Genomic DNA, 26,347 nt, shown 5'->3' with positions numbered 1-26,347 from the left:
CTCGTGACTCGCGCTCGCGTTCGAGATGCAGCAATGTGGGGGATGTACCCGACAGGGCCGTCGATACAGGCTGTCTCAACTGTCAGATAACAGACAAAATCGGTCGCTAGGCCCACAAACAGGACCAATCGGATTTCAGGGAACACGGGACAGTCCAGGCGACCACCGAAAATAATGAGCCCTGTACGCGCAGTAACGAACCACAGGGCGTTCAGTGACGATCAATGAGGTGAGGACCCCATGGGGAGGATCGTTCGAGAGGTCTCTGACGGGGTGACCAAGCACTACTGGTATCCCGGTGAGAAGGCCGACTGGATCAAGGCAGGAATCGCGGTCGGTGCGGGCGCGGTGACCTTCGCGCTCGTCGCGATCGTACTCAAGGACATGCTCGTGGCCGCGGTACTCGGTACCTCGGTGACCACCGGAGTCGGCGGCGTGAACCTCGGCCGTCGTGACGTCACGGCACTCAAGGGTTTCCCGGACGTGGCGTCGGCCCGCAAGGCGGCCCTCGCCCACGCCATGCGCGCCGGCTGGCGCGGACTGCTCTACGGCTTCACCGCCGCCGCCGCCGCCGTGTTCATCGTGAACATGCCGCACGGCGGCTTCGTCGCCGACTGGCTGCTGCCGGTCGTACCGGCGGTCGTCGGAGCCGTCGCCCACCAGGGCGGCATGGTGTACGAGCGCATGGGCCAGGTCCCCAAGGCCGACGCCTCTGACGCCGAGCCGGCCGACCCGAAGGAGCTTGAGCCCGCGGGCTGAGTCCCGCAAGGCGATCATCGAACCCCCGCCGACGACCACCCCAGCGGTCGAAGGCGGGGGTTCGGTTCGCCCGAAAGGTGTGAGAGCGGGTAGGTGAGCCGGCGCGGAACGTCTGCCGCGAACCCGCGTTGGGGACGGGTCGGGCGCTCGTACCGTGTCGGGTGTGTCGGACGGGAGCGCGCTCCACGCCGGCTCAGATCTCGCCACCGGAGTCGCCTCCGGCGTTGCCAGACCCCCGCTGGGCCCCTGCTTTCGGACCCCGTCTATCGACGTACTTCCCTTGCCACGCACCAAATCATGCCGTGCCGTCACCCGCCTGGCAAGGGTATTTCGGGCCCCGGATGTCAACAGAGTGTGACCGTGTATCGCGTGACCGATCACATGCCGCCGAGGGTCGTCCGGCGGCCCGGGAACGTCCGATCGGGCGCCTCGCGGGGGCCGTCGCCCCACCTGACCTCGCCGGTGTGCGCCGGGCCGCGCCGGCCCCGGGCGTGGACTCGCCCGTGGTGCGACGCAGATAGCCTTGACGCATGACTGTTCGCGCTCCCATCGCCCCCGGCAAGGTGTCGGGCCAGCGGGACGTACCCCGGCACATCGCCCGCCCCGAGTACGTCGGGAAACCCGCGCCCGCCCGCTTCGGCGGCTCCGAGGTGAAGACCCCCGAGCTCATCGAGCGCATGCGCGTGGCCTGCCGCCTCGCCGCCGACGCGCTGGTCCTCGCGGGTGAGCACGTCAAGCCCGGTGTCACCACCGACCACATCGACGAGGTCGTCCACGAGTACCTGTGCGACCACGGCGCCTACCCGTCGACGCTGGGCTACCGGGGCTTCCCCAAGGCGTGCTGCACGTCCCTCAACGAGGTGATCTGCCACGGCATCCCCGACTCGACGGTGATCGAGGACGGCGACATCGTCAACGTCGACATCACCGCCTACATCGAGGGCGTGCACGGCGACAACAACGCGACCTTCCTCGCCGGGGAGGTGTCGGAGGAGGCGCGCCTGCTCGTCGAGCGCACCTACACCGCGACGATGCGCGGCATCAAGGCCGTCGCGCCCGGACGGATGCTCAACACCGTCGGGCGGGTCATCGAGGCCTACGCCAAGCGCTTCGGCTACGGCGTCGTCCGCGACTTCACCGGCCACGGGATCGGCGAGACCTTCCACTCCGGTCTCTACGTGCCCCACTACGACAAGCCCGACCTCGACGTCGTGATGGAACCGGGCATGACCTTCACCATCGAGCCGATGATCGACCTCGGCACGCACGACTACGACATCTGGGACGACACCTGGACCGTGGTCACCAAGGACCGCAAGTGGTCGGCGCAGTTCGAGCACACGATCCTGGTGACCGAGACCGGCCACGAGATCCTCACCATGCCCACCGAGGGCCCGTCGGCCGGGACGCCCGTCCCCGCCTGACGCCGAACACGACGACGCCCCCGGTAGGTGCCTGACCCGCACCTGCCGGGGGCGTCGCTCACCCCGCACCCCTTATCAGGCCGCGCGCCTCTCCACTGGCAGACGCGACCGGGTGAACAGACCGGCTCCCAGCATCGCGATCACCGGGATCACCACGAGGGCGACACCGAGGACCGGCCACGGGACCGCGGTCGGGAACAGCGGCTCCCGCGGATACAACTGCCCGAACTGGATGTTCAAGGTTGCGATGACCGCGAACATCGCCCCCAGCCCGGCCAGTACCCCGAGGACCGCGCCGAGCAGTGAGATCACGCCCGACTGGCACAGCGAGAGGAGCCTGCGCACGCCCGGGGCTGCTCCGACGGCCGCCAGTGTGCCCAGGTCGCGCCTGCCCTCGGCGGCGGCCAGACCGGTCGCCATGGCCGTGGCACCGAGCGCGACGAGTCCGGCGATCGCGGCGAGGGCCCAGATCATGATGGTCGTCTCGTCGATCCCCTGGGTCTGGCGCACCACCTGGGCGTAGGACTGGATGGTCGCGCCCTCACCGGGCCCGCCGGTGATGTCACCGCCGATCGCGCTGGTGTCGAAGGCGGCAGTGAAGCGCTCCTCCTCCTCGACCGTCGGCACACGAGTGGTGGTGGCCAGCATGTGGCGGACCTTCTCCTCCGTGCCCAGGCCGCCCACCGCTGCGGCGCCTGCCAGGAACAGGTTGGCCCGGAAGTCGCCCGTGGTCATCGCGTAGCCGGGGACGGTGACCGTTTTGAGGTCGGTGTACTCGGCGTGGTCGCCCTTGTAGCTGGTCTGGCGGAGCACCAGGGTGACCTTGCCGTCGACGAGGTAGTCCGGGTCGTTGACCACGACGCCTCCGGACTCGATGATCGCGCGGGCGTTGGCCAGGTCCTGCCCTTCCCCGCCGGAGACCACGCCCAGCAGGTCACCGTCGACGAGGACCGTTCCCGGCTGGAGCTCGCCTCCGCCCCACGACATGTCGTTGGTCGCGGCCTTGCAGTAGGGGTTGTCGACCGCCTCGGCCATCTGCTCCTCGGTGAGGATGCCCTGGAGATTGTCGTAGGGGCATGTCCGGTCGGGGGGCATGAGCGCCTGGACATCGCAGCCGAAGTCCTCGCCGCTCATGCCCGGCGGGCAGGCCGCGTAGCTGACCTCGTAGACGTTCTGCACCGGGTAGTTCTGGCGGATCAGGGCCTCGGTCTTGGCCTTGGCCTCCTCGAAGCGGGCGTCGGCGTCGGCGGGGAGCTTCAGCTCCTTGCCCGTCGCGTTGTCCCAGCCGGGCCAGATGTCGACGCTGGCCACCACGGTGCCCTCGGGGAGGTTCGTGGCGAACGACTCGTCGAAGCGGGTGCGGTCGGCCACCGCGAAGGCGCTGATGGCGATCGCTCCGGCGACCACGGCCATGACCGCCGAGATGGCCGGCGCCGTCGACGCCCGGTTGCGGCCCGCGTCGCGCAGCGCGATCCGCGGCGAGAGCGGCAGGAACCGGCCCAGTTTCGAGATCGCCCCGATGAAGGCCGGGGTGCACAGCACCAGTCCGAGCTGGGCGAGCGCGGCCGCGGCGACGAGCAGCATCTCCGCGCCGGAGTAGGCGCCGGCGATGCCGACGGCCACGCCGACCGCCGCCATTGAGATGCCGACGAACAGCCAGCGCTTGCGCGACCTGGTCACGCCCTTGCGGCCGGTGAGGGACTCGATGACGTTCTGCCGGGCGACGGTGAAGGCCGGCACGAGCGCGGCCAGCACGCCGGTGAGGACGGCGAGCAGCGCCAGTGGTCCGGTGAAGGCGATGAGGAAGCGCAGGCCCCCGGCCCGGTGGCCGATGAAGGGTTCGATGAACGGGACCGCCGCGGTCGCCAGCAGCGCGCCGAGCAGCACGCCGCTCACCGCCGCGATCGAGCCGAGGACGACACCGCCGGACAGGACCGTGCGGCGCACCTGGGCGGCCGTGGCGCCGTTGGCGGCCAGCAGCGCGTACTCGCGGGAGCGTCGTTTGGCGCTGATGGCGAAGGCGGGCCCGGCCAGCAGCACGAGTTCGAGGATGACCATTCCGGCGACGACGGCGATCATGCTGACGGCCTCGGCGCCGAGGCTGTTGTCGTAGGTCGACCAGGGGAGGGTGCTCGGCGGCGGGTCGAGGCTGACGGCCTTGGAGTAGACCACCACGCCCTTGGCGTTGAGGGCCTTGACCTGTTCCCAGGACATGGGTCCGGGGGCGTCGACGAACCACTTGGTCGCGTCGCCGGGGAAGGTCTCGGCGCTGCCGACCATGTAGCTGTCGCGCAGGTTCTGGGGGTTCTCGACCAGGCCGGTGACCTTCAGCGAGCGCGCCGGGTCGGTGAGCTCGACGCTGTCGCCGATGTTCAGCTTCAGCTTCTCGGCGGCGGTCGAGCTGAGCAGGACCTCGTCCTTGGCGGTCGGGGCCTTGCCCTCCACGACCTCCAGCATGCCCTCGGCGACGCTGTCCTCGGTGTCGAAGGCGACCCAGTTGATCTTCCCGGTTCCCGCGGGCGTCTTGACTCCCAGGCCCTCACCGGAGCTGTAGGGCACCACGCGGCTGCCGGGCGGCAGGATCGCCGTCAGCTCGCCGGCGGGGTCGGCCCCGGCCACGTGAGCCGGCGGTTCGATGTAGGGGCCGTCGGGGGTCATGGGCCCGAAGCCGTTCAGCCAGGGGTTGTCGGGTTCCTGCTCGATGGGGCCGTCGAACTGCCACACGACGGCCGCCTCGGCGGTGCCGAGATCGCGTTCGAGGCGCTCCTCGGTGGTGAGCTCGAACCTGTCGTAGAGGGTCGCGCCGAGTGCGATCGCGACCACGGGGAAGGCGAGTAGGCAGACGACCAGGATCGATCGTCCCTTGGTGCGCTGGGCGTCACGCCTGGCGATGCGCAGCGCGAGCCGGATGCCGGACATGCTCATCGCTCACCTCGCCGTGCCGCGCCGGACCGCTTCGCCTGTCGGTTGGCTTCGCTCACTTGGCCGCCTCCAGCAGACCCTCGGCCTCGGGAAGAGGGCCGGAGGCGTCGACGACGAGGCCGTCGCGCAGGAAGATGACCCGGTCGGCCCAGCCGGCGTGCCGCGCGTCGTGCGTCACCAGGACGCCGGCGGCACCGGCGTCGCAGCGGGCGCGGAGCAGTCGCAGCACGGACTCGCCGGTCTGCGAGTCGAGCGCGCCCGTCGGCTCGTCGGCCAGGACGAGGCGGCGGTCGCCGACCACGGCGCGGGCGATCGCGACGCGCTGCTGCTGCCCGCCCGACATCTCGTCGGGGAAGCGCAGCGCCAGCTCGGGGATGGCGACGTCCTCAAGGGCCTTCGCGGCGACCGCGCGCGCCTTGCGCACCGACATGCCGTCGAGTTCCAGGGGAAGCGCGACGTTCTCCACCGCGGTGAGGCTGGGCAGCAGGTTCAGGTCCTGGAACACGTATCCGATCGCGCGGCGGCGCAGCGCGGCGAGGCTGCGCCTGCTCAGCTGCGACAGTGCCGTCCCCTCGACGAGCACCTCGCCGCCGGTCGGCTTGTCGAGTCCACCGGCCACGTTGAGCAGGGTGGACTTGCCGGAGCCCGAGGGGCCCATCACGGCGACGAGTTCGCCGGGTTTCACGGTGATGCTCACGCCTCGCAGGGCGTGCACTGTCGCCTCACCGACCCCGTGGGTGCGGTGGACGTCTCTTAGTTCGAGCACGGTCATCGTGGTGTCGTCTCCCCGGTCGTGGACGGCATCGGCTCCGGCGCCTCCTCGGGCGCCGCGGCCGTCGCCGCACTGGCTTCTCTTTGGGCGCGCTGGTGCCGCAGGAGGGACGCCTCGCAGTGGTCGAGCCACCGCACCTCGGCCTCCACCCGGAAGATCATCGCGTCGATGATCAGCAGCCACGAGATGTCGTCGCCGCCGGTGGCCCGGCTCTTCAGCCGGGTGTACTCCTGTAGCGCGCGCACGCTTGCGGTGCGCTGGGTCTGCACGACGGCTCGGATGTCGACACCGGGGGTGGACAGGGCGAGCGCGAGTTTGATCGCGAGCTCGTCCCGTGGGCGTTCGGTGCCGGAGACCGGCGTGGCGAACCAGGTGGCGAGGGCTGCGCGTCCCGCCATGGTGATCTCGTAGGGGCGCTGCCCCTGTGGGTTCTCGCCGAGGGCTTGCACGAGTTCGTCGCGTTCGAGGCGGGCGAGGGTCGTGTAGACCTGCCCGATGTTCAGGGGCCATGTGGCCCCGGTGGACTCCTCGAAAGAGGCGCGCAGCTGGTAGCCGTACGCCTGGCCTCGTTCAAGCAGGGCCAGTAGGCCGTACTTGATGCTCACGTCGGTTCCTCCTCGGCGATGGGTGGATACATACGTCGTATGTTCGTGCGCTACGACAGTATGTATACCGGGTATGCGCAAGGGCAATGGGGAGGGCTCCCCCTTTTCGGGGGTGTGTCGGGGAGTGGTTGGCGGGGTGGGGTTGATCGGGGGTGTGCCTGGCCGCGTTGTCGCCGGCTGTGCGGTTGGTCGGGGAGCCGTTCGCGGTGCTTGTGGTGTTGCCGGTGTGGTGGAGGGGCGCGACCCGGCCCGAGTGGCATTGGCGGGTGAACGGGGCGGTGAGCCGGGTCGTTGACCGACAGCCGTGAGCTGAACCGCGCACTGCCGGCACCTGTTCCCTCATCCGCCACTCCGGTGCCCGCTGCCCGCCACTTTTCGAGTTGCGAGCCGCTGCCTGCGAGCCGTCACGATTAGCTGTGGGGTGTGTACCGCACGCTTGCCGTTGCCTGTGAGTTACTACAGGATCCGCGAGACGTGGGGTTGGAGCCGCCACCTGTCACTCGCTAGCCGTGGTTCGCTGCCTGGTGCCCACGACGGAATACCGACTGCCCACTTCCGTGAGGCGTGAGCCGGTGCCTTTGCATAGTCGTGACGCTGGCGGGTTCCTTGCGTTAGATCCGGCTGGGTGGCTCCGCCCCCAGCACCCCCGCTGGGAGGCTTCGCCCCCAGACCCCCACCAAGGACTCCGTCCCTGGACCCTGCTGGGGCGCTGCCCCAGACCCCGCCAGGGACTCCGTCCCTGGACCCGGTTGTGGGCCTGGTTCGGCGGTGGGGTGGGCAGCGCCTGCGTGAGCTGCGAGGCTGCCGTCTGCCGCCACACGTCTTCGCTACCCGCCCGCGCCAAGCGGCCGCCACCCGCGGCCGCCGAGCGACCACCTGTCACACGCCGCGCGTCTCTTCCTCCGTGGCGCCAGGCTGCCGCCTGGCGGCCGTGCCGCTCCTCGCTCGCGCTCGGCGGCCCCTCCACCCGCCGCAATCGGCCACCGGCTTCCCATTGTTCGCGCGCCGGCCTGCCGCCCACCGGGCAGCCGCCGAGCGTCGCCTGTCACTCGCTTCCGCTCCCGCATCGGCTCTCGCTTCCACTTCCGCTCCGGCTCCCGCTCCGGCTTCCGCTTCCGCTTCCGCATCGGCTCTCGCTTCCGCATCCGCTCCGGCTCCCGCTCCCGGTCCCGCTCCGGCTCTCGCTTCCGCTCCGGCCTCCGCTTCGGCTTCCGCTCGTCGTTCCTGTCGAGCGCGAGGCGGAAACGATGGCCCCACACCCATTGGCGTCAGTTGGCCATCGCATTCGCCGCGGGTCACCCTCCAGCCGTCGTCACCCGCGTTGGAGGCGCCGCGGGACTTCGTCCCTGGCGCGGCTGGAGGTTTCGCCTCGGCACCCGCCCGCAGCTGCGGCGCTTGCTTCGCGAGGCAGCTCCTTGTCCTGCTCCTGCCTCTATTTCCTCACCGGGCCCAGCCGGAAACCGCATCCCCACGTCGCGCTCCCGCCCTCTCCTGCCCTCTCCTGCGCCTTGCCCGCTCCACCCTGGCCAGCCGCCCAAGTCAGCCCCACCTCCTTCCCCCGCCCGCCCGCCATCCCCGCCTCCCACGCCCCTCCCGTCTCCCGTCCCCCGCTTCCGCCCGCCTTCCTGCCCGCCCCCTGCCTCCCTGCCCCTACCCCGCTTTTCCCCTCCTCCGCCCTACCCCAAGTCCAGGCGGTACCCCCGCTTGATCACCGTCCGCACGCACGTGCGCAACCCCAACCCGTCGCGGAGGCGGGTTACCGCCATCTCGACGGCGTGGCCGTCGGCGCCGCGGGGGAGGTGGAGGAGGAGGTCGGTGCGGGAGAGGACGCGGCCTTTGGCCGCGCATAGGGCCCTGAGGATGGCCATGGGAGCGGGTGGGAGGGGGAAGCGGGTGCCGTCGACGAGGACGAGGTGGCCTCGCAGCTCCAGCCGGTGGCCGCTGGCGAGGCGCACTCGGCGGGCTCTTCTCGGCAGGAGGGCCGCGACGGTCCTTACGAGGGAACCGAGTCGTGACCGGTCGGGTCTCGCCACGGGCACTTCCAGTCGCTCCAAGGGGGCGGCGGTCACGGGGCCCACGGCGGCGGCGAGCACGCCGCCGTCGCGGAGCGCGGAGAGCATGTCGTCGGCCTGGTCGCCGGCTATGCGCAGCAGCGCGTTCACGGCGGGGGCGCTGGTGAAGGTGACCGCGTCGACGCGGCGGGCGCAGATGGCGTCGACGAGGCGCTGCACGGGTGCCAGGTCGGTGGGAACGGTCCAGCGGTAGACGGGGACGGGGATGGCGACGGCGCCCTCGCCGCGCACGGCCGCCAGATAGTCCTCGCTGGGATCACCGTGAAGCTGGACGGCCACACGGCGCCCGGCGACGCCCTCGGCGCGCAGCCGCTCGACGATGTCGCGGCCCTCCCCGCTGGGCGCCCACCAGTCCTCGCTCAGCCCTGCGGCCCGGATCGCGCCCAGCGCCTGCGGTCCCCGCGACAGGATCCGGCCGTGCCCCAGGACATCGCGCAACCGCGCGCCGAGCCCCCAGCCGTCGGCGGCCTCCATCCACCCCTGGAACCCGATCCCGGTCGTCACGACCGTCACCTGCGGCGGATCGCGCAGCAACTCGATCGTCGCCGCCCGCAGGGCGTGGTCGTCGGGCAGCGGTACGATCCGCAGCGTCGGGGCCACGACCACCCGGGCGCCGCGCCGCTCCAGCAGCGCCGCCAGCTCACCGCCGCGACGTTGCGCGGTCACGGCGACGGTGTACCCCGTGAGCGGGCCCGGCTCGGTCCACAGCGGACGGGTCTGGTCGGCACGGGTCGGCAGTGTCATGTCTTGAGCCTGTTCGGCGCCGGTTTCGGGGATTTGGCGGCGATGTTTCGGCTTTGCTAAGTACGCCGCACAGCCGATCCCGGCCCGAATTCCAACGCCTCCGACCCACGACGCGCGGCCGCCCCCGATCGGCGCGAGACCTTCCCCACTGCCCCGGGAATCCGGTTGACTTCAAGCGCGCTTGAAGATGGAGGCTTGCCGACATGACCGTGACCGCCGACGCGCCCACCCCAGCCCCCGTCGCAGCCCCGAGCAGGCCCGCCCGCCGCTCCCTCTTCTCCCGCGAGCACCGAGCCCTCTCCGTCGGCTCCATCGCGCTCGCCGCGCTGATCGCCTTCGAGGCCCTCGCCGTCAGCACGGCCATGCCCACCGTCGCCAAGGCCCTCGACGGCATCGGCCTCTACGCCCTCGCCTTCGGGGGAACGCTCGCCGCCGGCGTCGTCAGCATGGTCGTCTCCGGCCTGTGGAACGACCGCTCCGGCCCCGCCCATCCCATGTGGACGGGCGTCGCGCTCTTCGTCGTCGGCCTGATCCTCGCCGGGACCGCCACGACGATGTGGACGCTCATCGGCGGGCGCGTCGTGCAGGGCCTCGGCGGCGGCATGCTCAGCGTGTCCCTCTACGTCGTCGTCGGCCGCGCCTTCCCCAAGGAGCTCCATCCGCGCATCTTCGCCGCCTTCGCCGCGGCCTGGGTGGTGCCGTCCATCGTCGGCCCCGCCCTCACCGGGATCATCGTCGAGCAACTCCACTGGCGCTGGGTCTTCCTCGCCGTGCCGCTGCTCGCCGTCCCGGCCGCGCTTCTCGTCCGGCCCGCCCTGCGCGGCATGACCACTCCCGCCGCCGAACGCACCGGCGGCCGCTCGAAGGCCGCCATGGCCAAGGTCGCCTGGGCCGTCGCCGCCGCCGGGGGCGCGCTGCTCTTCCAGTACGGCGGACAGCAGACCGGACTGCTCGCCGTCGCCGTCATGGCCGCCGCCCTCGCCGTGCTCGCCGCGGCCGTGCCGCGCCTGCTCCCGCGCGGCTCCTTCAGCTTCCAGCGCGGGCTCCCCGCCACGATCATGATGCGCGGCCTGGCCGGCGCGGCCTTCGCCGCCGCCGACGTGTTCATCCCGCTCATGCTCTCCCGCGAGCGCGGACTGTCGCCCGCCATGGCAGGTCTCGCGCTGACCGTCGGAGCGCTCTTCTGGTCCTTCGGCTCCTGGACCCAGAGCCGCCCGAACATCCGGCTGAGCCGCGCGGCGATCGTCCGCCTGGGCATGGCCGGGATCCTTCTCGGCGTGGTCGTGGTGAGCCTGGCGCTCATCCCCGCCGTGCCGGTCGCGCTGGCGATGGCCGGCTGGTCGGCCGCCGGGTTCGGCATGGGCATGGCCTACCCGACCCTGTCGGTGCTCACCCTCGAAGCCTCGGCCCCCGGCGAGGCCGGAGCCAACTCCGCGAGCCTCCAGCTCGCCGACTCGCTGGCCTCGGCCGCCGTGCTGGCCATCGTCGGCGCCCTGTTCGCCGCGCTGGTCACCCGCCCCGGTCCGACCGCCTTCATCGCCGTCTACGCGATCTCGGCGCTCTTCGCGGTGGTCGGCCTCGTTCTCGCCGGCCGGGTCGCCGGGCCCTCGGCGGCGCGCGACTAGGGCTCGCCGGGGCGGGCCGCGTGCCGATGCGGTACGCGGCCCTCTCGCGTCACACGAGCGCGTGATAGGCGGGCATGTCGATGCCCTGTGCCGCGCAGGCCAGGTCGAGCGAGGCGAGGTCGTCGGCGTAGTCGCGTCCGCGACCGTAGCCGTAGAAGCGGTACTCGTCTTGCACCGCGCCGTCGCGGAAGGCGGCGAAGCGCTCGTCGTCCTCGATGAGCCCGGAGGTCCGGCTGATCGCAGGGGTCCTGGCGAGAGACGCGTTGTAGCCGATGGCGTTCATCCGCGGCACCCACACCGGCGTTCCGCCCTCGTCGAGCCAGTGCTGAAGGCCGCGGCAGGCCGACGCCCCGCGAGGGTCGGCGGCCTGGAACCTGTCGAAGGGAGTCGGCTGATAGGCCGCGACGTAGACGACGTAGCCGAGCAGGGTGAGGACCGCCATGACGAGCACAGTCCGGCGGTTCTGTGTCTTCTTCCCGAGGGTCTCCATAAGCCGACGGTATGCCCGCGCGACGGCGTCCACAGTGTCCCGAAAACGCTTCGCGAGGCTGTGACCTGCGCCGACATCGATGGGACTGTCAGGACCTCGACAGCCGTCTTGACGCGGAATTGACGCGGCGGCCCGCGCGCGGGTCGCGCGCGGGCCGCCGGAGCGTTTCCTAGAAGTCCTCGTCGAGGCTGACCTGACCCGACACGGCGACCTGGTAGGCCGAGACGCGCCGCTCGAAGAAGTTCGTCAGCTCCTGCACGTCCTGCAGCGCCATGAAGTCGAAGGGATTGGCCGACCCGAACCGTGCCGGCATCCCCAGGCGCGCCAGCCGCTGGTCGGCGACGTACTCGAGGTAGTGGCGCATGTCGGCGGTGTTCATCCCCGAAAGGCCCTCACCGCACACGTCGGCGGCGAAGTTCGCCTCGCAGTCCACGGCCTCCTCCAGCATCCTCGTGACCTGCGCGGTCAGCTCCTCGTCGAAGAGGGCCGGCTCCTCGCGGCGCACGGTGTCGATGACGCTGAACGCGAAGTTCATGTGCATCGACTCGTCGCGAAAGACCCAGTTCGTGCCCGTCGCCAGACCGTCGAGCAGCCCACGCGAGCGCAGCCAGTACACGTAGGCGAAGGCGCCGTAGAAGAACAGGCCCTCGATGCACGCCGCGAAGCAGATCAGGTTGAGCAGGAACGAGCGCCGGTCGGCGGCCGTGCTCAGCTGGTCGAGACTGTCGATCGAGTCGATCCAGCGGAAGCAGAAGTCGCCCTTCTCCTTGATCGACGGGATGTGCTCGATCGCCGAGAACGCCTGCACCCGGTCCTCGTGGTCGGGCAGGTAGGTGTCCAGCAGCGTCAGATAGAACTGGACGTGCACGGCCTCCTCGAACAGCTGCCGCGACAGGTACAGCCGCGCCTCGGGGGCGTTGACGTGCTTGTACAGGTTCAAGACCAGGTTGTTGGCCACGATCGTGTCGCCCGTGGCGAAGAAGGCCACGAGCCGTTTGACCAGGTGGTACTCGCCCGGAGTCAGCTTGGCGAGGTCGGAGACGTCGGCGGCGAGGTCCACCTCCTCGACCGTCCACGTGTTGCGGATCGCCGCCCGGTACTGCTCGTAGAAGTCCGGGTAGCGCATCGGGCGCAGGGTCAGGTCCATGCCCGGGTCGAGCAGCATCTGCTGGTTTCGCTGGTGGGGGACGGTCACCGGTGTTCCTCTCTGACGTCGTCGTGGTGGGATGTCACTGGCACGCCTCGCAGACCTCGGGGTTCTCCAGGGAGCAGGCGACGGCCTCGTCGGCGGTGAACCGCGGCAGCTCCACGATCGACGCCGGACGCTCGGCGGCCACCGTGGTCTGCTGGATCCGCGTCGCCGGACGGGAACGCAGGTAGTACGTGGTCTTGAGGCCCTCGCGCCACGCGTAGGCGTACATCGACGACAGCTTCCCGATCGTCGGGGCGGCCATGAACAGGTTGAGCGACTGGCTCTGGTCGATGAACGGCGTGCGCGCCGCGGCCAGGTCGATCAGTGCCTTCTGCGGCAGCTCCCACGCCGTGCGGTACAGCGATTTCAGCTCGGCGGGCAGCCAGTCGAAGTCCTGTACCGAGCCCTCCGACCCCAGCAGCGCCCCGCGCGTGGCGTCGTTCCAGCGCCCGAGCCGCTTGAGCTCGGCGATCAGGTACGGGTTGACCTGGAGGAACTCGCCCGACAGCGTCTCGCGCTTGAACACGTTGGACACCACCGGCTCGATGCACTCGGCGCTGCCCGCGATCGCCGCGATCGTCGCCGTCGGGGCGATCGCGATGAGCAGCGAGTTGCGCAGTCCGGTGCGGGAGACCTTGGCGCGCAGAGCATCCCACCGCTCCGGCTGGGCGATCACGGCCTGCGGGAAGTGGTCGACGTGCAGGACGCCGTCGGCGGCCCGGGTGTCCGGGTACGACGGGTGGCGGCCGAGGCGCTCGGCCAGCTCGGCCGAGGTCTCGTAGGCGGTGAGCGCTATCTCCTCGGCGATCCGCGTCGACAGCTCCTTGGCCGACGGCGAGTCGAAGGGCAGCCGCAGCTTGAAGAAGACGTCGGCCAGCCCCATCACGCCCAGGCCCACCGGACGCCACTTCCGGTTGCTCGCGCCCGCCGGGTCGGTCGGGTAGTAGCTGCGGTCGATGGTCCGGTCGAGGAACCTCACCGCCGTGCGGACCGTGCGCGCCAGCGCCGCGAAGTCCACGCCATCGGCCGCGACGTGCTCCGACAGGTTGATCGAACCCAGGTTGCACACTGCCGTGGTGTCGTTGTCGGTGACCTCCAGGATCTCGGTGCACAGGTTCGACAGGTGGATCACGTTGTTCTCGCGCGCGGTCTGGTTGCTCGCGCGGTTGGCGGCGTCCTTGAAGGTCATCCAGCCGTTGCCGGTCTGCGCCAGCGTCCGCATCATCCGCGCGTACAGGGTCCGCGCCGGGACCGTCCGCCTCGCCAGCCCGGCCGCCTCGGCCTCGGCGTAGGCGGCGTCGAAGCGCTCACCCCACAGGTCGGTGAGCAGCGGGACGTCTTTCGGGTCGAACAGCGACCAGGGCGCGTCGGCCTCGACCCGGCGCATGAACTCGTCGGGGACCCACACGGCCAGGTTGAGGTTGTGCGTGCGCTGCGCCTCGTCACCGGTGTTGTCCTTGAGTTCGAGGAACTCGTCGATGTCGGCGTGCCACGGCTCCAGGTAGACACAGGCCGCGCCCTTGCGGCGGCCGCCCTGGTTGACCGCGGCGACGGAGGAGTCGAGCGTCCGCAGCCACGGGACGATGCCGTTGCTGTTGCCGTTGGTGCCCTTGATGAGCGAGCCGCGCGAGCGGACGCGGGTCCAGGAGACGCCGATGCCGCCGGCGAACTTCGAAAGGCGCGCGATGTCGGTGTAGCGGCCGTAGATGGCCTCCAGCTCGTCACGCGGGGAGTCGAGGAGGAAGCAGGACGACAACTGGGGGTGGGCCGTGCCGGAGTTGAACAAGGTCGGCGAGCTCGGCAGGTAGGCGAGACGGCTGGTCAATCCGTAGAGTTCGGCCGCCTCCTCCACCGTCGAGGACAGGCCGGCGGCCACACGAAGCAGGAACCACTGCGGGGTCTCGATGACCTTGCGGGTCGTGGGATGGCGCAGGAGATAGCGGTCGTAGACGGTGCGGAGCCCAAAATAGCCGAAGCGGTCGTCGGCGGCGTCGTCCACAAGGGAGTTCAGTGCGGCGGTGTTCGCCGCCGCGAAGGCCGCCAGTTCGGTGTTGTGCAGGCCCAGGCGGTGTCCCTCGGCGACCGAATCGCCGAAGGAGCGCAGCCCGCCGCCGGCCACCTCGTCGTGGATCACGTGCGCCAGCAGCCGCGCGGCCAGCCGCGAGTACTGCGGGTCGGTGCCGATCAGGGCCGCCGCGGCCCGGACGGCGAGTTCGAGGTCCTCGGCCTCGGTCGAACCGGGCGCCCGGCCGGTCTCGACGGCGCGGACGACTCGCGCCGGTTCGGTGTCGGGCAGTCCCTCGGCCGCCACGAAGATGCGGGTGTGGAGGGCCGGTGCCGCTTCGGCGGTTCCGGCGTCCCCGGTGAAGCTCACGGTGGTGATTGCCATGACGAGACGGCCTCCTCGCGTACGTCGATCCGATCGCTCTCCGGTGGACGCGGACGAGGCGGACGACGCACGCCGGGACGGGCGCACGCGTTCGCTGCGGTCCTGTCCACGAGACCGGGGAGCGGCACGCGCCGTCGGCGCGCGCGCCAGCGGCAGGTCTCCGGACTCGCGGCGGGGCCGCTCACCGTTGCGGGACAGTCCCGGACTCTCACCGGGTTCCCTGTTGCCTCACGGGAAGCAGGTGGCTTCCCGTGAACCGTTGGCGTGGAACAGACTACATGTTGGGGTAGTGGGAAATGTGGACCCCAAGATGTTCGGGCGTGGCGCATGTGAGGTAGGGCGCCAAGGGGTTCCAGGAGGCCCGCTTCGGTGCCGCGCGGGAGGGCTGGTGGGGCCGGGGACGGGGTGTGCACAGAGGACGGTGGCGCACCCGCGCCGAGAATTTCTCCGCGCCGGATGTCGAGAAGTGATCACCCGCCCCGACAGATCGGTGACACCCGTCCCGCATTCGGAAAGGACGCTCATGAACGACTCGATCCCGGCGAGGGCCGGCCGGCGCGAATGGATCGCGCTGGCGGTGCTCGCCCTGCCGACGCTGCTGGTCTCCATCGACGTGTACGTGCTGCTCCTCGCCCTGCCTCACATGACGGCCGACCTCGGCGCCGACGGCGTCGAGCAGCTGTGGATCACCGACGTCTACGGTTTCATGCTCGCCGGATTCCTGATCACCATGGGCACGCTCGGCGACCGGATCGGCCGGCGGCGGCTCCTGCTGATCGGGGCCGCGGCCTTCGGCGCCGCCTCCGTCGTGGCGGCCTACTCGGTCAGTCCGGCGATGCTGATCGGTGCCCGCGCCGTGCTGGGCGTGGCCGGCGCCGTTCTCGCGCCGTCGACCATGTCGCTGATCCGCACCCTGTTCCGCGACGCCCGCCAGATGGGGCTGGCGATCGGGATCTGGGGCCTGTGCTTCTCGGCCGGCGCGGTGATCGGGCCGCTGGTGGGCGGCGCGATGCTCACCCGGTTCTGGTGGGGCTCGGTCTTCCTGCTCGGCGTGCCGGCGATGGCGCTGCTGCTCGTGCTCGGCCCCATCCTGCTGCCCGAGTTCCGCGCGCCCGGAGGCGGGAAACTCGACCTGGTCAGCGTCGCGCTGTCCCTCGCGGCGGTCCTGCCGGCCGTCTACGGGCTCAAGGAACTGGCGCACAACGGCGGGAGCCTGCCCCCCATGGCCGCGCTGGTCGTCGGGGTGCTGTTCGCGGTCCTGTTCGCCCGCAGGCAGCGGCGCCTGGAGCACCCGCTGCTCGACCTGCGGCTGTTCGCGAACCGTTCGTTCAGTACCGCGCTGGGCGGCACGCTGTCGGCGACGCTGCTGATGGGCGCGCTCATGCTGTTCATCACGCAGGACCTGCAATTGGTCGAAGGGCTCTCGCCGTTCGAGGCGGGCATGTGGATGATGCCGGCCGTGATCGCCAACGCCATCTCGTTCATCGTGTCGCCGCTGCTCGCCAGGCGGTTTCGGCCGGCCTACCTGATCGGCGCCGGTCTGGCGGTCTCGGTGACCGGGCTGGTCATGCTGACGCGGACCGACACCACGTCCGGGCCGCTCGTGCTCGCGGCCGGGTTCACGCTGATCTTCCTGGGCTCCGGGCCGCTCGTGACGCTGGGCGTCCAGCTGATCATGGCCGCCACGCCGCCGGAGAAGGCGGGCTCGGCCGCCGCCCTGAACGAGACCGGCGGGCAGTTCGGTTTCGCGTTCGGGCTCGCCGCGCTCGGCAGCATCGCGGCGGCGGTCTACACCGCGCGGTTCACGCCGCCGGACGGAGTGACCGAGGCGGCGGCGGAGCAGGCGAGCGAGAGCCTCGCCGACGCCGTGGTGGTGGCCGGGGAACTGCCGGCCGGGTTGGGGGAGGCGCTGCTGGCGCCGGCACGGGAGGCGTTCGTGAGCGGACTGCACCTGGTGGCGGGGATCAGCGCGGTGATCCTGGCGGTGGTCGCCGTGGCCATCGTGCGGTTGCTGCGGGATGTGCCGCCGACCGGCGCGGGGGCAGGCGCCGACTCCGCGGTGCGCGCGAAGGGAGAGGCGGAGACGGTGTCCGGGCAGCCGGGCTGATCGAGATGGAGCCTCGTGGATATGTCACAGGCTGCGCGTAATGTGAATTCTGGGGCCCCTTTGGGTGTGCTGGGGGAGTGCGCGTTTCGTTCGAGCGCGCGCTCCTTCGGTGTGCCCGGACGGCCTCCGCCCCGCCCGACCCACGCCCCTCAGGCCCCCGGGAAGGTCGCCGCCGCCTTCTGCTCACCCCGCCACCGTCGCCACACCGCCGCCCGCGTCGCCGCGTTCGACAGCCCGTCGACGGCGTGCCGGCGGTCATCGCCCGCTGTCGCCGATACGACCGTCCGCCAGGTCGCGGCGGTCGCGTCCTCCAGCTTGGTCAACAGCGCGACGGCCTCGCCTTCGTTCGTCAGCGGATCGACGACGGTGTAGGCCGCCTCCGGCGGCGGGGGCAGCTGCCCGAGCCCCGCCATGTACTCCGTCAGCCGGTCGCGCAGGTCGCGGTGGGTGTTCTCCGCATCGGCGGCGATGTCCAGGGCGGCCTTGTCGCCGAGCTCCACACCGGCCCTTCCGTAGGCGTAGATCAGCGCGTACTCGGCGGCCAGACCGGCCGCGAGGCCGTCGGCGGGCGCGGGCGTGGGTTCGTTCATCCGAGGAGCTCCCAGTGTGCGGCGCGGCACGCCGCGATCGAGGCGAGCAGCCGGGCGGCCTGGGGTTCGTCGCTGGCCACGCACTGCTCGACGGCTTCCTTGCGGGCCGCCGACTCGGCCTTCCGCAGCGACTTCATCGTGTCGGGTTCAGCTGGTGCCGCCCCGGTGATTCGCGAGGCGCCGGGTCCGATGTGCAGCGCCAGCTCGGCGGCGTGCGCCTCGTGGTCGGCGCGCAGCGTGGTCAGTAGCTCGACACGGTCCACCCCGCCGGCGGCGAGAGTCGCGTCATAGCGGGCTAGGAGGGTGCGCGCGGTCAGCAGCGCGCCGTCGAGACCGTGCTCGACGACATGCGCCTCACCAGGCGCGCAGGCCGTCGAAACGGCCGACAGGACGGCGAGGCCGCCGAGAAGGACGACACGCCGGGACGTGCCACGGCGTCGCGGGGAATCAGGCACCCACCCAGTTTTCCAGACGACCCGTCGATCGCGCGGCACCGTGACGTGGGTGACGAGCCGGGGCAAGTTAGGCTGCTTCAACAAATGAGACGTTCCCGCCGCGCGCGGGCTCTTAGCGGGCTGGAGGTGTGGCAATGGGGGATCCGACGACGGATCGGCTCGAGGCGATCATCGCGCCGGTCGTGGCCGAGGCCGGATACGACCTCGAAGAGCTCAAGGTGTCCAAGGCCGGCCGCCGCAGCCTGGTCAGGCTGCTGGTCGACCGCCAGGGCGGCGTCAACCTCGACGCCGTCGCCGAAGTGTCGCGACTGGTGTCGAAGGCGCTCGACGAGGCCGAGGAGACCGGCGGCCCGTTCGCCACCGGCGCCTACACCCTGGAGGTCAGCTCGCCCGGGGTCGACCGGCCGCTGACGCTGCCGAGGCACTGGCGCCGCAACGTCGGCCGCCTCATCTCGGTCCGCATCGGCGACCAGACCGTCACGGGCCGGGTCAAAGAGGCCGACGACCGGGGTGTCAGCCTCGAAGTCGCCGGTGAGACCAGCACTGTGACGTACGGTGAGCTCGGCGCCGGCCGGATTCAACTGGAATTCTCCCGGTCCGACGCGGCCGAGGACGAGAAGGAGTAACGCAGTGCATATCGACCTCGCCGCCCTCAGGTCGCTGGAGCGGGAACGGGACATCTCCTTTGAGACGATCCTCGGGGCGATCGAGACCGCGTTGCTGACCGCATACCGCCACACCGAGGGTGCCCAGTCCCACGCGCGCGTCGAGATCGACCGCAAGAACGGCACCGCCACCGTCATCGCCCAGGAGTTCTCCGAGGGCTCGCTCGTCCGCGAGTGGGACGACACGCCCCACGACTTCGGGCGCATCGCCGCGATGACGGCCAAGCAGGTGATCCTCCAGCGTCTGCGGGAGGCCACCGACGAGATGAACTTCGGCGAGTACGCCGGCAAGGACGGCGACCTCGTCACCGGCGTGATCCAGGCCCACGAGGCGCGCGCCGAGAAGGGCATCGTCGTCGTCGACCTCGGCAAGATCGAGGCGCTGCTGCCCCCGACCGAGCAGGTCCCCGGCGAGTCCTACGACCACGGCAAGCGCATCCGCTGCGTTGTCGTGCACGTCTCGCGCGGTTTCCGCGGCCCGCAGATCACCCTGTCGCGCTCGCACCCGAACCTGGTCCGGCGGCTGTTCGCGATGGAGGTCCCCGAGATCGCCGACGGCTCGGTCGACATCGCGGCCGTCGCGCGCGAGGCCGGCCACCGCACGAAGATCGCGGTGCGCTCCACCGTCGACGGCCTCAACGCCAAGGGCGCCTGCATCGGGCCGATGGGCCAGCGCGTCCGCTCGGTCATGAGCGAACTCGACGGCGAGAAGATCGACATCATCGACTGGGCCGCCGACCCGGCGGACTTCGTCGGCAACGCGCTCTCGCCCGCCAAGGCGCTGCGCGTGGAGATCCTCGACGAGGCCACCCGCACCGCGCGCGTGATCGTTCCCGACTTCCAGCTCTCCCTGGCCATCGGCCGCGAGGGGCAGAACGCCCGCCTCGCCGCCCGCCTCACCGGATGGCGCATCGACATCCGTCCTGACGTGCCGCCCGACGGGCAGGGTGACGACTCCGCCGCCGTGTGAGACCCGTCTCACGCCCCCGCTGAATCGGGAAGACCGGGATCGCCCATGTGGTTGAGGCCCGTGCACCGTGCGGGGGCGAGTCCCGCTTACTCGTTAGGAACGGTAGACTTTCCTGTGGTCCGACGCGCACCGGTCATCCGCACTTGTGTGGGTTGCCGTCGACGCGTGCGGTCCACTGAGTTGCTGCGGGTAATCGCGGTCGGACACACCACCGGTCTCCGGTTGGTCGTCGACCCCGCTCGCAGACTGCCGGGACGGGGAGCGCACGTGCATCCCGACCCAGCCTGCCTCGCACTGGCCGACCGCCGCCGCGCCTTCGGGCGCGCGCTTCGTCTGACCGGTGTCGTGGACACCGCCGCACTGGCGGAGTACATCGAGCAGGCCCACGCGGCGACTCCGGCCACCGAAGACGAACGCGAACCGCGGCCGTCCTCAACGACCAAAGGTTAGGTAGACCGACATGAGCACACGATGAAGTCGCTGAAATGACCAGGCTTCAAGTGCACAAGTGAGGTCGCGCGGGCCGACGCCCGCACGACCTCGAGATGAGGAGTGCAGTGGCAGGCAAGGCCCGCGTACACGAGCTCGCCAAAGAGCTCGGCGTGTCCAGCAAGGATGTCCTCAACAAGCTCAAAGATCTTGGTGAGTTCGTCAAAGCCGCGTCGAGCACGGTAGAGGCTCCAGTCGCGCGACGGCTGCGTGAGGTTTACGCATCCGATCAGAGTCAGGCCGCTCCGGCGCCGGAGGCTTCCGCCCCGGCCGCGGCGGCACCGACCAAGGCGGCGCCCGGTGGCGCCGTCAAACCAGGACCTCGTCCGGGGCCGAAGGCCCCCTCGAAGACGACCAAGTCCGAAGGCGAGAGCACCGAGACCGCCAAACCCGCCGCCGAGCAGGTGGCCGAGAAGGTCGAGGCGGCGGCGACGCCCACCCCGGCTCCGGCCCGCAAGCCCGGCCCGGCGGGACCGCGTCCCGGTCCCCGTCCGGCCCCGCCGGCCAAGCCGGCGAGCGCCCACGACATCGAGGTCGCCGCGGCGGAAGCCCGCGCGGCCAAGTTGAAGCAGGAGCAGGAGGCCGCGGTCAAGGCCGCGACCGAGGCCGCGAAGCGTAAGAAGGACGAGGGCGGCGACAAGCCTCCCGCGCGTCCGGCGACGTCCGGCGGTCCCGCACCGGCTCGTGCCCCGGGTCCCCGTCCCGGTCCCCGCAACCCCTTCGGGGTCGGCGGCCAGTCGGCTCCCGCTCCGCGTCCAGGTCCGGCCGGCGCCAAGCCCGCCGCTCCCGGTGGCGGCGGTGGCGAGCGTCCCGGCGGCCCGCGTCCCAGCCCGTCCAACATGCCCCCGCGGCCGAGCCCGTCGATGATGCCCTCATCGCGTCCCGGCCCCAGCGGTGGCGGTCGCGGTGGCCCTGGTGGCGGCCGTGGTCGTGGCGGTCCCGGCGGTGCCGGAACCGGTGCTCCGGGTCGTGGCGGCCCGGGTGGCGGCGCAGGCGCGGGCGGCGGCGGTAACTACCGCGGCGGCGGTGCCGGCGGCGGCGGAGGATTCCGTCCCGGCGGTGGCGGCGGCGGCGGTGGATTCCGCGGTGGCGGCGCAGGCGGCGGTGCCGGAGCCGGCGGTGGCGGTGGCGCCCCGGCCGGTGGTGGCTTCCGCGGTGGCGGTCGTCCCGGTGGCGGCGGCCGCGGTCGCGGTGGCGGTACGGCGGGTGCCTTCGGGCGTCCCGGCGGTCGCCCGTCGCGCGGTCGCAAGTCGAAGAAGCAGCGCAGACAGGAATTCGACAACCTGTCGGCCCCGACCATGAGCTCGGGCGCCCCGAAGGGCCAGGGCCAGACGGTCCGGCTCGCTCGCGGTGCCTCGCTCGCGGACTTCGCCGACAAGATCAACGCCAACCCGGGCACGCTCGTCCAGGAGATGTTCAACCTGGGCGAGATGGTGACCGCGACGCAGTCGTGCACCGACGAGACGCTTCAGCTTCTCGGCGAGCACCTCGGCTTCGACATCCAGATCGTCAGCCCGGAGGAAGAGGACCGCGATCTGCTGGCCCGCTTCGGTATCGAGCTCGGCGACGACGATGACGACTCCGAGGAGCCGCAGCGGCCGCCGGTCGTGACCGTCATGGGTCACGTCGACCACGGTAAGACGAAGCTCCTCGACGCGATCCGCCGCGCCAACGTGGTGGACCGCGAGGCGGGTGGCATCACCCAGCACATCGGCGCCTACCAGGTGCAGGTGGAGCACGAGGGTGAGCAGCGCGCGCTGACGTTCATCGACACCCCGGGTCACGAGGCGTTCACCGCCATGCGTGCTCGTGGTGCGCAGGTGACCGACATCGTCGTGCTGGTCGTCGCCGCGAACGACGGTGTCATGCCGCAGACGATCGAGGCGCTCAACCACGCTCAGGCCGCCGGTGTCCCGGTGGTCGTGGCGGTCAACAAGACCGACCTTCCCGACGCCAACCCGGCCAAGGTGCGCCAGCAGCTCACCGAGTACGGACTGGTCGCCGAGGAGTACGGCGGCGACACGCTGTTCGTCGACGTCGCGGCGAAGCCGGGTATCGGCATCGACACGCTCCTCGAGGGCATCCTGCTGACCACCGACGCGGCGCTCGAACTGCGCGCCCCCGTCGACGGTCAGGCGCAGGGTGTCGCGATCGAGGCGCACCTCGACAAGGGCCGCGGCCCCGTCGCGACGGTGCTGGTCCAGCGCGGCACGCTCAAGGTCGGCGACTCGATCGTCGCCGGCGACGCGCACGGCCGTATCCGGGCCATGCTCGACGAGCACGGCAACACCGTCGCCGAGGCCGGTCCTTCGCGTCCGGTGCTGGTGCTCGGTCTGACCTCGGTGCCCGGCGCCGGTGACATGTTCCTCGTCGTCGACGAGGACCGTGTGGCCCGCCAGATCGCCGAGCAGCGCCAGGCCCGCGTCCGCGCGGCCCAGCAGGCGGCGAGCCGTGGCCGACCCACCCTTGAGAACTTCATGGAGACGATCAAGGAGGGCGAGCGCAGCACCCTCTCGATCATCATCAAGGGTGACGTGTCCGGTTCCGTCGAGGCTCTGGAAGACGCCCTCACGAAGATCGAGATCTCCGACGAGGTCCACCTGCGGATCATTCACCGCGGCGTGGGCGCCATCACGGAGAACGACGTCAACCTCGCCCGTACCGGCGACTCGACGATCATTCTCGGCTTCAACGTGCGGGCCGACAACCGGGCGCGCGAGATGGCCGACCGCGAGCACGTGGAGATCCGGTACTACACGGTCATCTACCACGCGATCGAGGAGATCGAGGCCGCGCTCAAGGGTCTGCTCAAGCCGATCTACGAAGAGGTCGAGCTCGGTTCGGCGGAGGTCCGCGAGGTCTTCCGTTCGTCGAAGTTCGGCAACATCGCCGGTTCGATCGTCCGCGACGGCATCATCAAGCGGAACACCAGCGCGCGTCTTCTGCGCGACGGTGCGGTCGTGGCCGACAACCTCACCATCGCGTCGCTGCGGCGCTTCAAGGACGACGCGACGGAGGTCCGCGAGGGCTTCGAGTGCGGTGTGACCTTGAAGGGCTACAACAACGTGGAGGTCGGCGACATCATCGAGACCTTCGAGATGCGGGAGAAGGAGCGCGTGTAACGCGAACCTGATCCGTAGACGACGGCGCCGCCCGGGACCTGGTCCCGGGCGGCGTCTCGTTGTGCGCCGCCCTGCGGGGTTCGGCGGGTTTGTTGCAGGATCGGATTAAGTCCTCGCAGGTGTTGACCAGTCCGGTGGGCTCTGGGAGTGTCGTGTGTGGAGCGCTCGACCCTTTTCCCTCGACGCCTTTCGGGGTTCTCATGATGATGTCCGGCACTCCATGTCCTCGTAGTCTCCTCACCCGTCTTCTCGCCGCCGTCACCGTCGCCTTAACGGTGGTGGCGGGTCTGGTGGTCGCCGCGCCGCCGCCGGCGAGCGCGGCCGTGATCGATCCGTCCGCCTACTACGTCCTGGTCTCGCGCCTCAACGGGCTGGTCTTCGACATCACCGGCGGTTCGACCGCCGACGGTGCGACGCTCCAGCAGTGGGGCCGGGCCGACGCCGCCCACCAGCAGTTCCAGTTCGTCGACTCGGGGGGCGGCTACTACCGCCTCAAGGCCCGCCATTCCGGCAAGGTCCTGGAGGTGTGGGACTGGTCGACCGCCGACGGCGCGACCGTCGGCCAGTGGAGCGACCTCAACGGGGCCAACCAGCAGTTTCAGGTGGTCGACACCGACAGCGGGTACGTGAAGTTCATCAACCGCAACAGCGGCAAGGCCCTCGACGTGTGGGAGTGGTCGACGGCGCACGGCGGTCGCATCTCGCAGTTCGCCGACACCGGGGCGGCCAACCAGCAGTGGGCGCTCGTGCCCGTGACGGCCGCGCCTTCCGGACGGCAGCTGGAGGCGCTCGACCGGGGTGTGGTCAGCGTGCGCTCGGGCAGCGGCAACCTGGTGACCTGGCGGTTGCTGGCGAGCGACCCGTCGGGTGTGGCGTTCAACGTCTACCGGGCCGGGACGAAGGTGAACTCCAGTCCGCTGACCGGTGCGACGAACCTGCTCGACTCCGGCGCGGCTGCGGGCGCGGCCTACACGGTCCGCGCGGTGGTCGGGGGAGTGGAGCAACCGGACTCGCCGGCGGCTCTCCAGTTCGGTTCGGGCTATCTCGACGTGCCGCTGCAAATCCCGTCGGGCGGGACTACGCCGAGCGGTGAGTCCTACACGTACTCGGCCAACGACGCCAGTGTCGGCGACCTCGACGGCGACGGCCGGCTGGAGTTCGTGGTGAAGTGGGACCCGAGCAACGCCAAGGACAACTCGCAGTCGGGCTACACCGGAAACGTCTATGTCGACGCCTACCGGATCAACGGGCAGCGGTTGTGGCGGATCAATCTGGGCCGCAACATCCGCGCCGGTGCGCACTACACGCAGTTCCAGGTCTACGACTACAGCGGCGACGGCCGTGCCGAGGTGGCCATGAAGACCGCCGACGCGACGGTCGACGGTGCCGGCGGGGTCATCGGCAGTTCCTCGGCCGATTACCGCAACTCGTCGGGGTACGTCCTGAGCGGTCCGGAGTACCTGACGATGTTCGACGGGGCGACCGGGCGCGCGCTGTCGACGGTGTCGTACCTCCCGGCGCGGGGAAACGTCGCCGACTGGGGCGACTCCTACGGCAACCGCGTCGACCGCTTCCTGGCCGGCACGGCCTACCTCGACGGGCAGCGGCCGAGCCTGATCATGTCGCGCGGGTACTACACGCGTGCGGTGATCGTGGCGTGGGACTTCCGCAACGGCTCGCTGACCCGTCGCTGGACTTTCGACAGCAACTCGGCCGGCAGTCAGTACCGGGGTCAGGGCAACCACAACCTGTCCATCGCCGACGTCGACGCCGACGGCCGTGACGAGATCGTGTTCGGCGCGATGTGCGTCAACGACGACGGCTCGGCGCTGTGGAACACCGGCAACGGCCACGGGGACGCGCTGCACGTCGGCGATCTCGACCCCTCCCGTCCCGGCCTTGAGGTCTTCGACGTGGCCGAGGACGCCTCGAAGCCGAGTTCGTGGTTCGGCAACGCGCGCACCGGGGCCTTCTACTGGAGTACTCCGGCGGCCGGTGACAACGGCCGCGGCGTCAGCGCGAACATCTACGCGGGGAGTCCGGGCGCGGAGTCGTGGTCCTCGGCGGTGTCGAACCTGCGCAGCCCGACAGGGGGTGATGTCGGCCGCAAGCCGTCCTCGGCGAACTTCCTGCTGTGGTGGGACGGCGACACCGTCCGTGAGCTGCTCGACGCCACGCATGTCGACAAGTACGGCACGAGCGGCGACACGCGCCTGCTCACCGGTTCCGGGGTGGCGGCCAACAACGGCACCAAGGCGACCCCGGCGATCTCGGGCGACCTGTTCGGCGACTGGCGCGAGGAGGTCGTGTGGCGCACGTCGAACAGTTCGGCGCTGCGGATCTACTCTACGCCGATCCAGACGGGGACGCGGTTGACGACGTTGCTGCACGATACGCAGTACCGAGTGGCTCTGGCCTGGCAGAACACCGCCTACAACCAGCCGCCGCACCCGAGTTTCTTCCTGTGACGGCCGGGGGCGGCGGGCGATGGCCCGCCGCCCCTTCCATACACGGGTGCGGTGCGGGTCACCACCGGCGTTCCGCGGCGGCTTCACGCCACTCCGGGGCGGGAAACCAGCTGTGCCAACCCCCCGCTCCCGGCGTAAGCTGGCGCGGTGTTCACCGGAACGGCGATCTTCGACCTCCTGCTTCCCGGGGATTCCCGGTCGCTGAAGGCCAAACGGTCCTACATCCGCCCCGTCATCGCCGCCCTCCGCAAGATCGAGGTCGCGGTCGCCGAGGTGGGCGCGCAGGACCTCCACGGGCGTGCCGAGATCGGTGTCGCCGTCATCGCCGCCGAGTCCGGTCATGTGACCGCGGTGCTCGACGCGTGCGAGCGCACCGTCGTGGGGCATCCCGAATTCGATCTGCTCTCGGTGCGCAGGCGCCTGTACGGCGAGGACGACTAGCCATGGTGGGCACAGCCAGTTGGAACACGTGCGGAAGGTGTGATTG

General features: G+C 70.7%; 19 protein-coding genes and 1 riboswitch. Of the genes, 10 read left to right on the top strand and 9 right to left on the bottom strand.

The window, feature by feature from the left end; genetic code table 11:
* The first annotated feature begins 240 nt into the window (after positions 1-240).
* Together AB0I28_RS35390 and map are read left to right on the top strand one after the other, a co-directional pair.
* Entirely contained in the window at positions 241-759 is a 519-nt protein-coding gene (locus AB0I28_RS35390) for a hypothetical protein (protein ID WP_357500121.1), read from the top strand.
* Positions 760-1,289: 530 nt separating this feature from the next.
* Positions 1,290-2,183 (top strand): type I methionyl aminopeptidase, encoded by an 894-nt coding sequence (map, locus tag AB0I28_RS35385; RefSeq protein ID WP_357500119.1) that lies wholly within the window; start codon positions 1,290-1,292, stop codon positions 2,181-2,183.
* A 75-nt stretch (positions 2,184-2,258) separates the two neighbouring features.
* Here map and AB0I28_RS35380 read toward each other — a convergent pair whose 3' ends face one another.
* From AB0I28_RS35380 to AB0I28_RS35365, 4 genes are all read right to left on the bottom strand, one after another.
* The gene (locus AB0I28_RS35380) at positions 2,259-5,108 is read right to left on the bottom strand and encodes an FtsX-like permease family protein (protein ID WP_357500117.1); all 2,850 of its coding nucleotides are present in this window, start codon (positions 5,106-5,108) and stop codon (positions 2,259-2,261) included.
* Positions 5,109-5,160: 52 nt separating this feature from the next.
* Positions 5,161-5,877, bottom strand: a complete 717-nt coding sequence (locus AB0I28_RS35375) for an ABC transporter ATP-binding protein (protein WP_357500115.1) — start codon at positions 5,875-5,877, stop codon at positions 5,161-5,163.
* The gene (locus tag AB0I28_RS35370) at positions 5,874-6,482 is read right to left on the bottom strand and encodes a PadR family transcriptional regulator (RefSeq protein ID WP_357500114.1); all 609 of its coding nucleotides are present in this window, start codon (positions 6,480-6,482) and stop codon (positions 5,874-5,876) included. The genes AB0I28_RS35375 and AB0I28_RS35370 overlap by 4 nt, the downstream gene beginning before the upstream one ends.
* A gap of 1,676 nt (positions 6,483-8,158) precedes the next feature.
* The gene (locus tag AB0I28_RS35365) at positions 8,159-9,298 is read right to left on the bottom strand and encodes a uroporphyrinogen-III synthase (RefSeq protein ID WP_357500112.1); all 1,140 of its coding nucleotides are present in this window, start codon (positions 9,296-9,298) and stop codon (positions 8,159-8,161) included.
* 203 nt (positions 9,299-9,501) lie between these two features.
* Between AB0I28_RS35365 and AB0I28_RS35360 the strand changes: the two genes are divergently transcribed.
* On the top strand, positions 9,502-10,923 hold the full coding sequence (locus tag AB0I28_RS35360; protein WP_357500110.1) for an MFS transporter: 1,422 nt from the start codon (positions 9,502-9,504) through the stop codon (positions 10,921-10,923).
* A gap of 49 nt (positions 10,924-10,972) precedes the next feature.
* Here the strand turns inward: AB0I28_RS35360 and AB0I28_RS35355 are convergent, their stop codons facing one another.
* The 3 genes from AB0I28_RS35355 to AB0I28_RS35345 all read right to left on the bottom strand — a co-directional run bounded on the left by AB0I28_RS35355 (position 10,973) and on the right by AB0I28_RS35345 (position 14,994).
* Positions 10,973-11,413 (bottom strand): hypothetical protein, encoded by a 441-nt coding sequence (locus AB0I28_RS35355; RefSeq protein ID WP_357500108.1) that lies wholly within the window; start codon positions 11,411-11,413, stop codon positions 10,973-10,975.
* A gap of 169 nt (positions 11,414-11,582) precedes the next feature.
* Positions 11,583-12,578, bottom strand: a complete 996-nt coding sequence (locus tag AB0I28_RS35350) for a ribonucleotide-diphosphate reductase subunit beta (protein ID WP_357500151.1) — start codon at positions 12,576-12,578, stop codon at positions 11,583-11,585.
* A gap of 64 nt (positions 12,579-12,642) precedes the next feature.
* The gene (locus AB0I28_RS35345; RefSeq protein WP_357500106.1) at positions 12,643-14,994 is read right to left on the bottom strand and encodes a ribonucleoside-diphosphate reductase subunit alpha; all 2,352 of its coding nucleotides are present in this window, start codon (positions 14,992-14,994) and stop codon (positions 12,643-12,645) included.
* A gap of 133 nt (positions 14,995-15,127) precedes the next feature.
* Positions 15,128-15,270: riboswitch (cobalamin riboswitch) on the bottom strand.
* A gap of 247 nt (positions 15,271-15,517) precedes the next feature.
* On the opposite strand from AB0I28_RS35345, the gene AB0I28_RS35340 reads away from it, so the two are divergent.
* Positions 15,518-17,101: an MFS transporter gene (locus tag AB0I28_RS35340; protein ID WP_357500104.1), complete on the top strand. Its 1,584-nt coding sequence runs from the start codon at positions 15,518-15,520 to the stop codon at positions 17,099-17,101.
* Positions 17,102-17,250: 149 nt separating this feature from the next.
* Here AB0I28_RS35340 and AB0I28_RS35335 read toward each other — a convergent pair whose 3' ends face one another.
* On the bottom strand, positions 17,251-17,691 hold the full coding sequence (locus AB0I28_RS35335; protein ID WP_357500102.1) for a ferritin-like domain-containing protein: 441 nt from the start codon (positions 17,689-17,691) through the stop codon (positions 17,251-17,253).
* Positions 17,688-18,146, bottom strand: coding sequence for a hypothetical protein (locus tag AB0I28_RS35330; RefSeq protein ID WP_357500100.1), 459 nt, complete (start codon positions 18,144-18,146; stop codon positions 17,688-17,690). Before AB0I28_RS35330 ends, AB0I28_RS35335 begins: the two co-directional genes overlap by 4 nt.
* Before the next feature lie 134 nt (positions 18,147-18,280).
* Here AB0I28_RS35330 and rimP point away from each other — a divergent pair, with 134 nt between their 5' ends.
* The 6 genes from rimP (at position 18,281) to AB0I28_RS35300 (ending at position 26,301) form a co-directional block, all read left to right on the top strand.
* The gene (gene rimP / locus AB0I28_RS35325; RefSeq protein WP_357500098.1) at positions 18,281-18,772 is read left to right on the top strand and encodes a ribosome maturation factor RimP; all 492 of its coding nucleotides are present in this window, start codon (positions 18,281-18,283) and stop codon (positions 18,770-18,772) included.
* A gap of 4 nt (positions 18,773-18,776) precedes the next feature.
* Positions 18,777-19,781 carry a transcription termination factor NusA gene (gene nusA, locus AB0I28_RS35320; RefSeq protein ID WP_357500096.1) on the top strand — a complete coding sequence of 335 codons (1,005 nt, stop codon included), beginning with the start codon at positions 18,777-18,779 and terminating at the stop codon, positions 19,779-19,781.
* A gap of 45 nt (positions 19,782-19,826) precedes the next feature.
* Positions 19,827-20,231 (top strand): YlxR family protein, encoded by a 405-nt coding sequence (locus tag AB0I28_RS35315; protein WP_357500094.1) that lies wholly within the window; start codon positions 19,827-19,829, stop codon positions 20,229-20,231.
* 107 nt (positions 20,232-20,338) lie between these two features.
* Positions 20,339-23,392, top strand: coding sequence for a translation initiation factor IF-2 (gene infB / locus AB0I28_RS35310; RefSeq protein WP_357500092.1), 3,054 nt, complete (start codon positions 20,339-20,341; stop codon positions 23,390-23,392).
* 200 nt (positions 23,393-23,592) lie between these two features.
* On the top strand, positions 23,593-25,860 hold the full coding sequence (locus AB0I28_RS35305) for an RICIN domain-containing protein (protein ID WP_357500090.1): 2,268 nt from the start codon (positions 23,593-23,595) through the stop codon (positions 25,858-25,860).
* A gap of 147 nt (positions 25,861-26,007) precedes the next feature.
* Positions 26,008-26,301 (top strand): DUF503 domain-containing protein, encoded by a 294-nt coding sequence (locus AB0I28_RS35300; protein ID WP_357500088.1) that lies wholly within the window; start codon positions 26,008-26,010, stop codon positions 26,299-26,301.
* The last annotated feature ends 46 nt before the right edge of the window (positions 26,302-26,347 follow it).

Source organism: Phytomonospora sp. NPDC050363 (genome assembly GCF_040655735.1).
In the GTDB taxonomy this organism is placed as follows: domain Bacteria; phylum Actinomycetota; class Actinomycetes; order Mycobacteriales; family Micromonosporaceae; genus Phytomonospora.
This window is presented reverse-complemented; position numbering and strand designations above follow the sequence as displayed.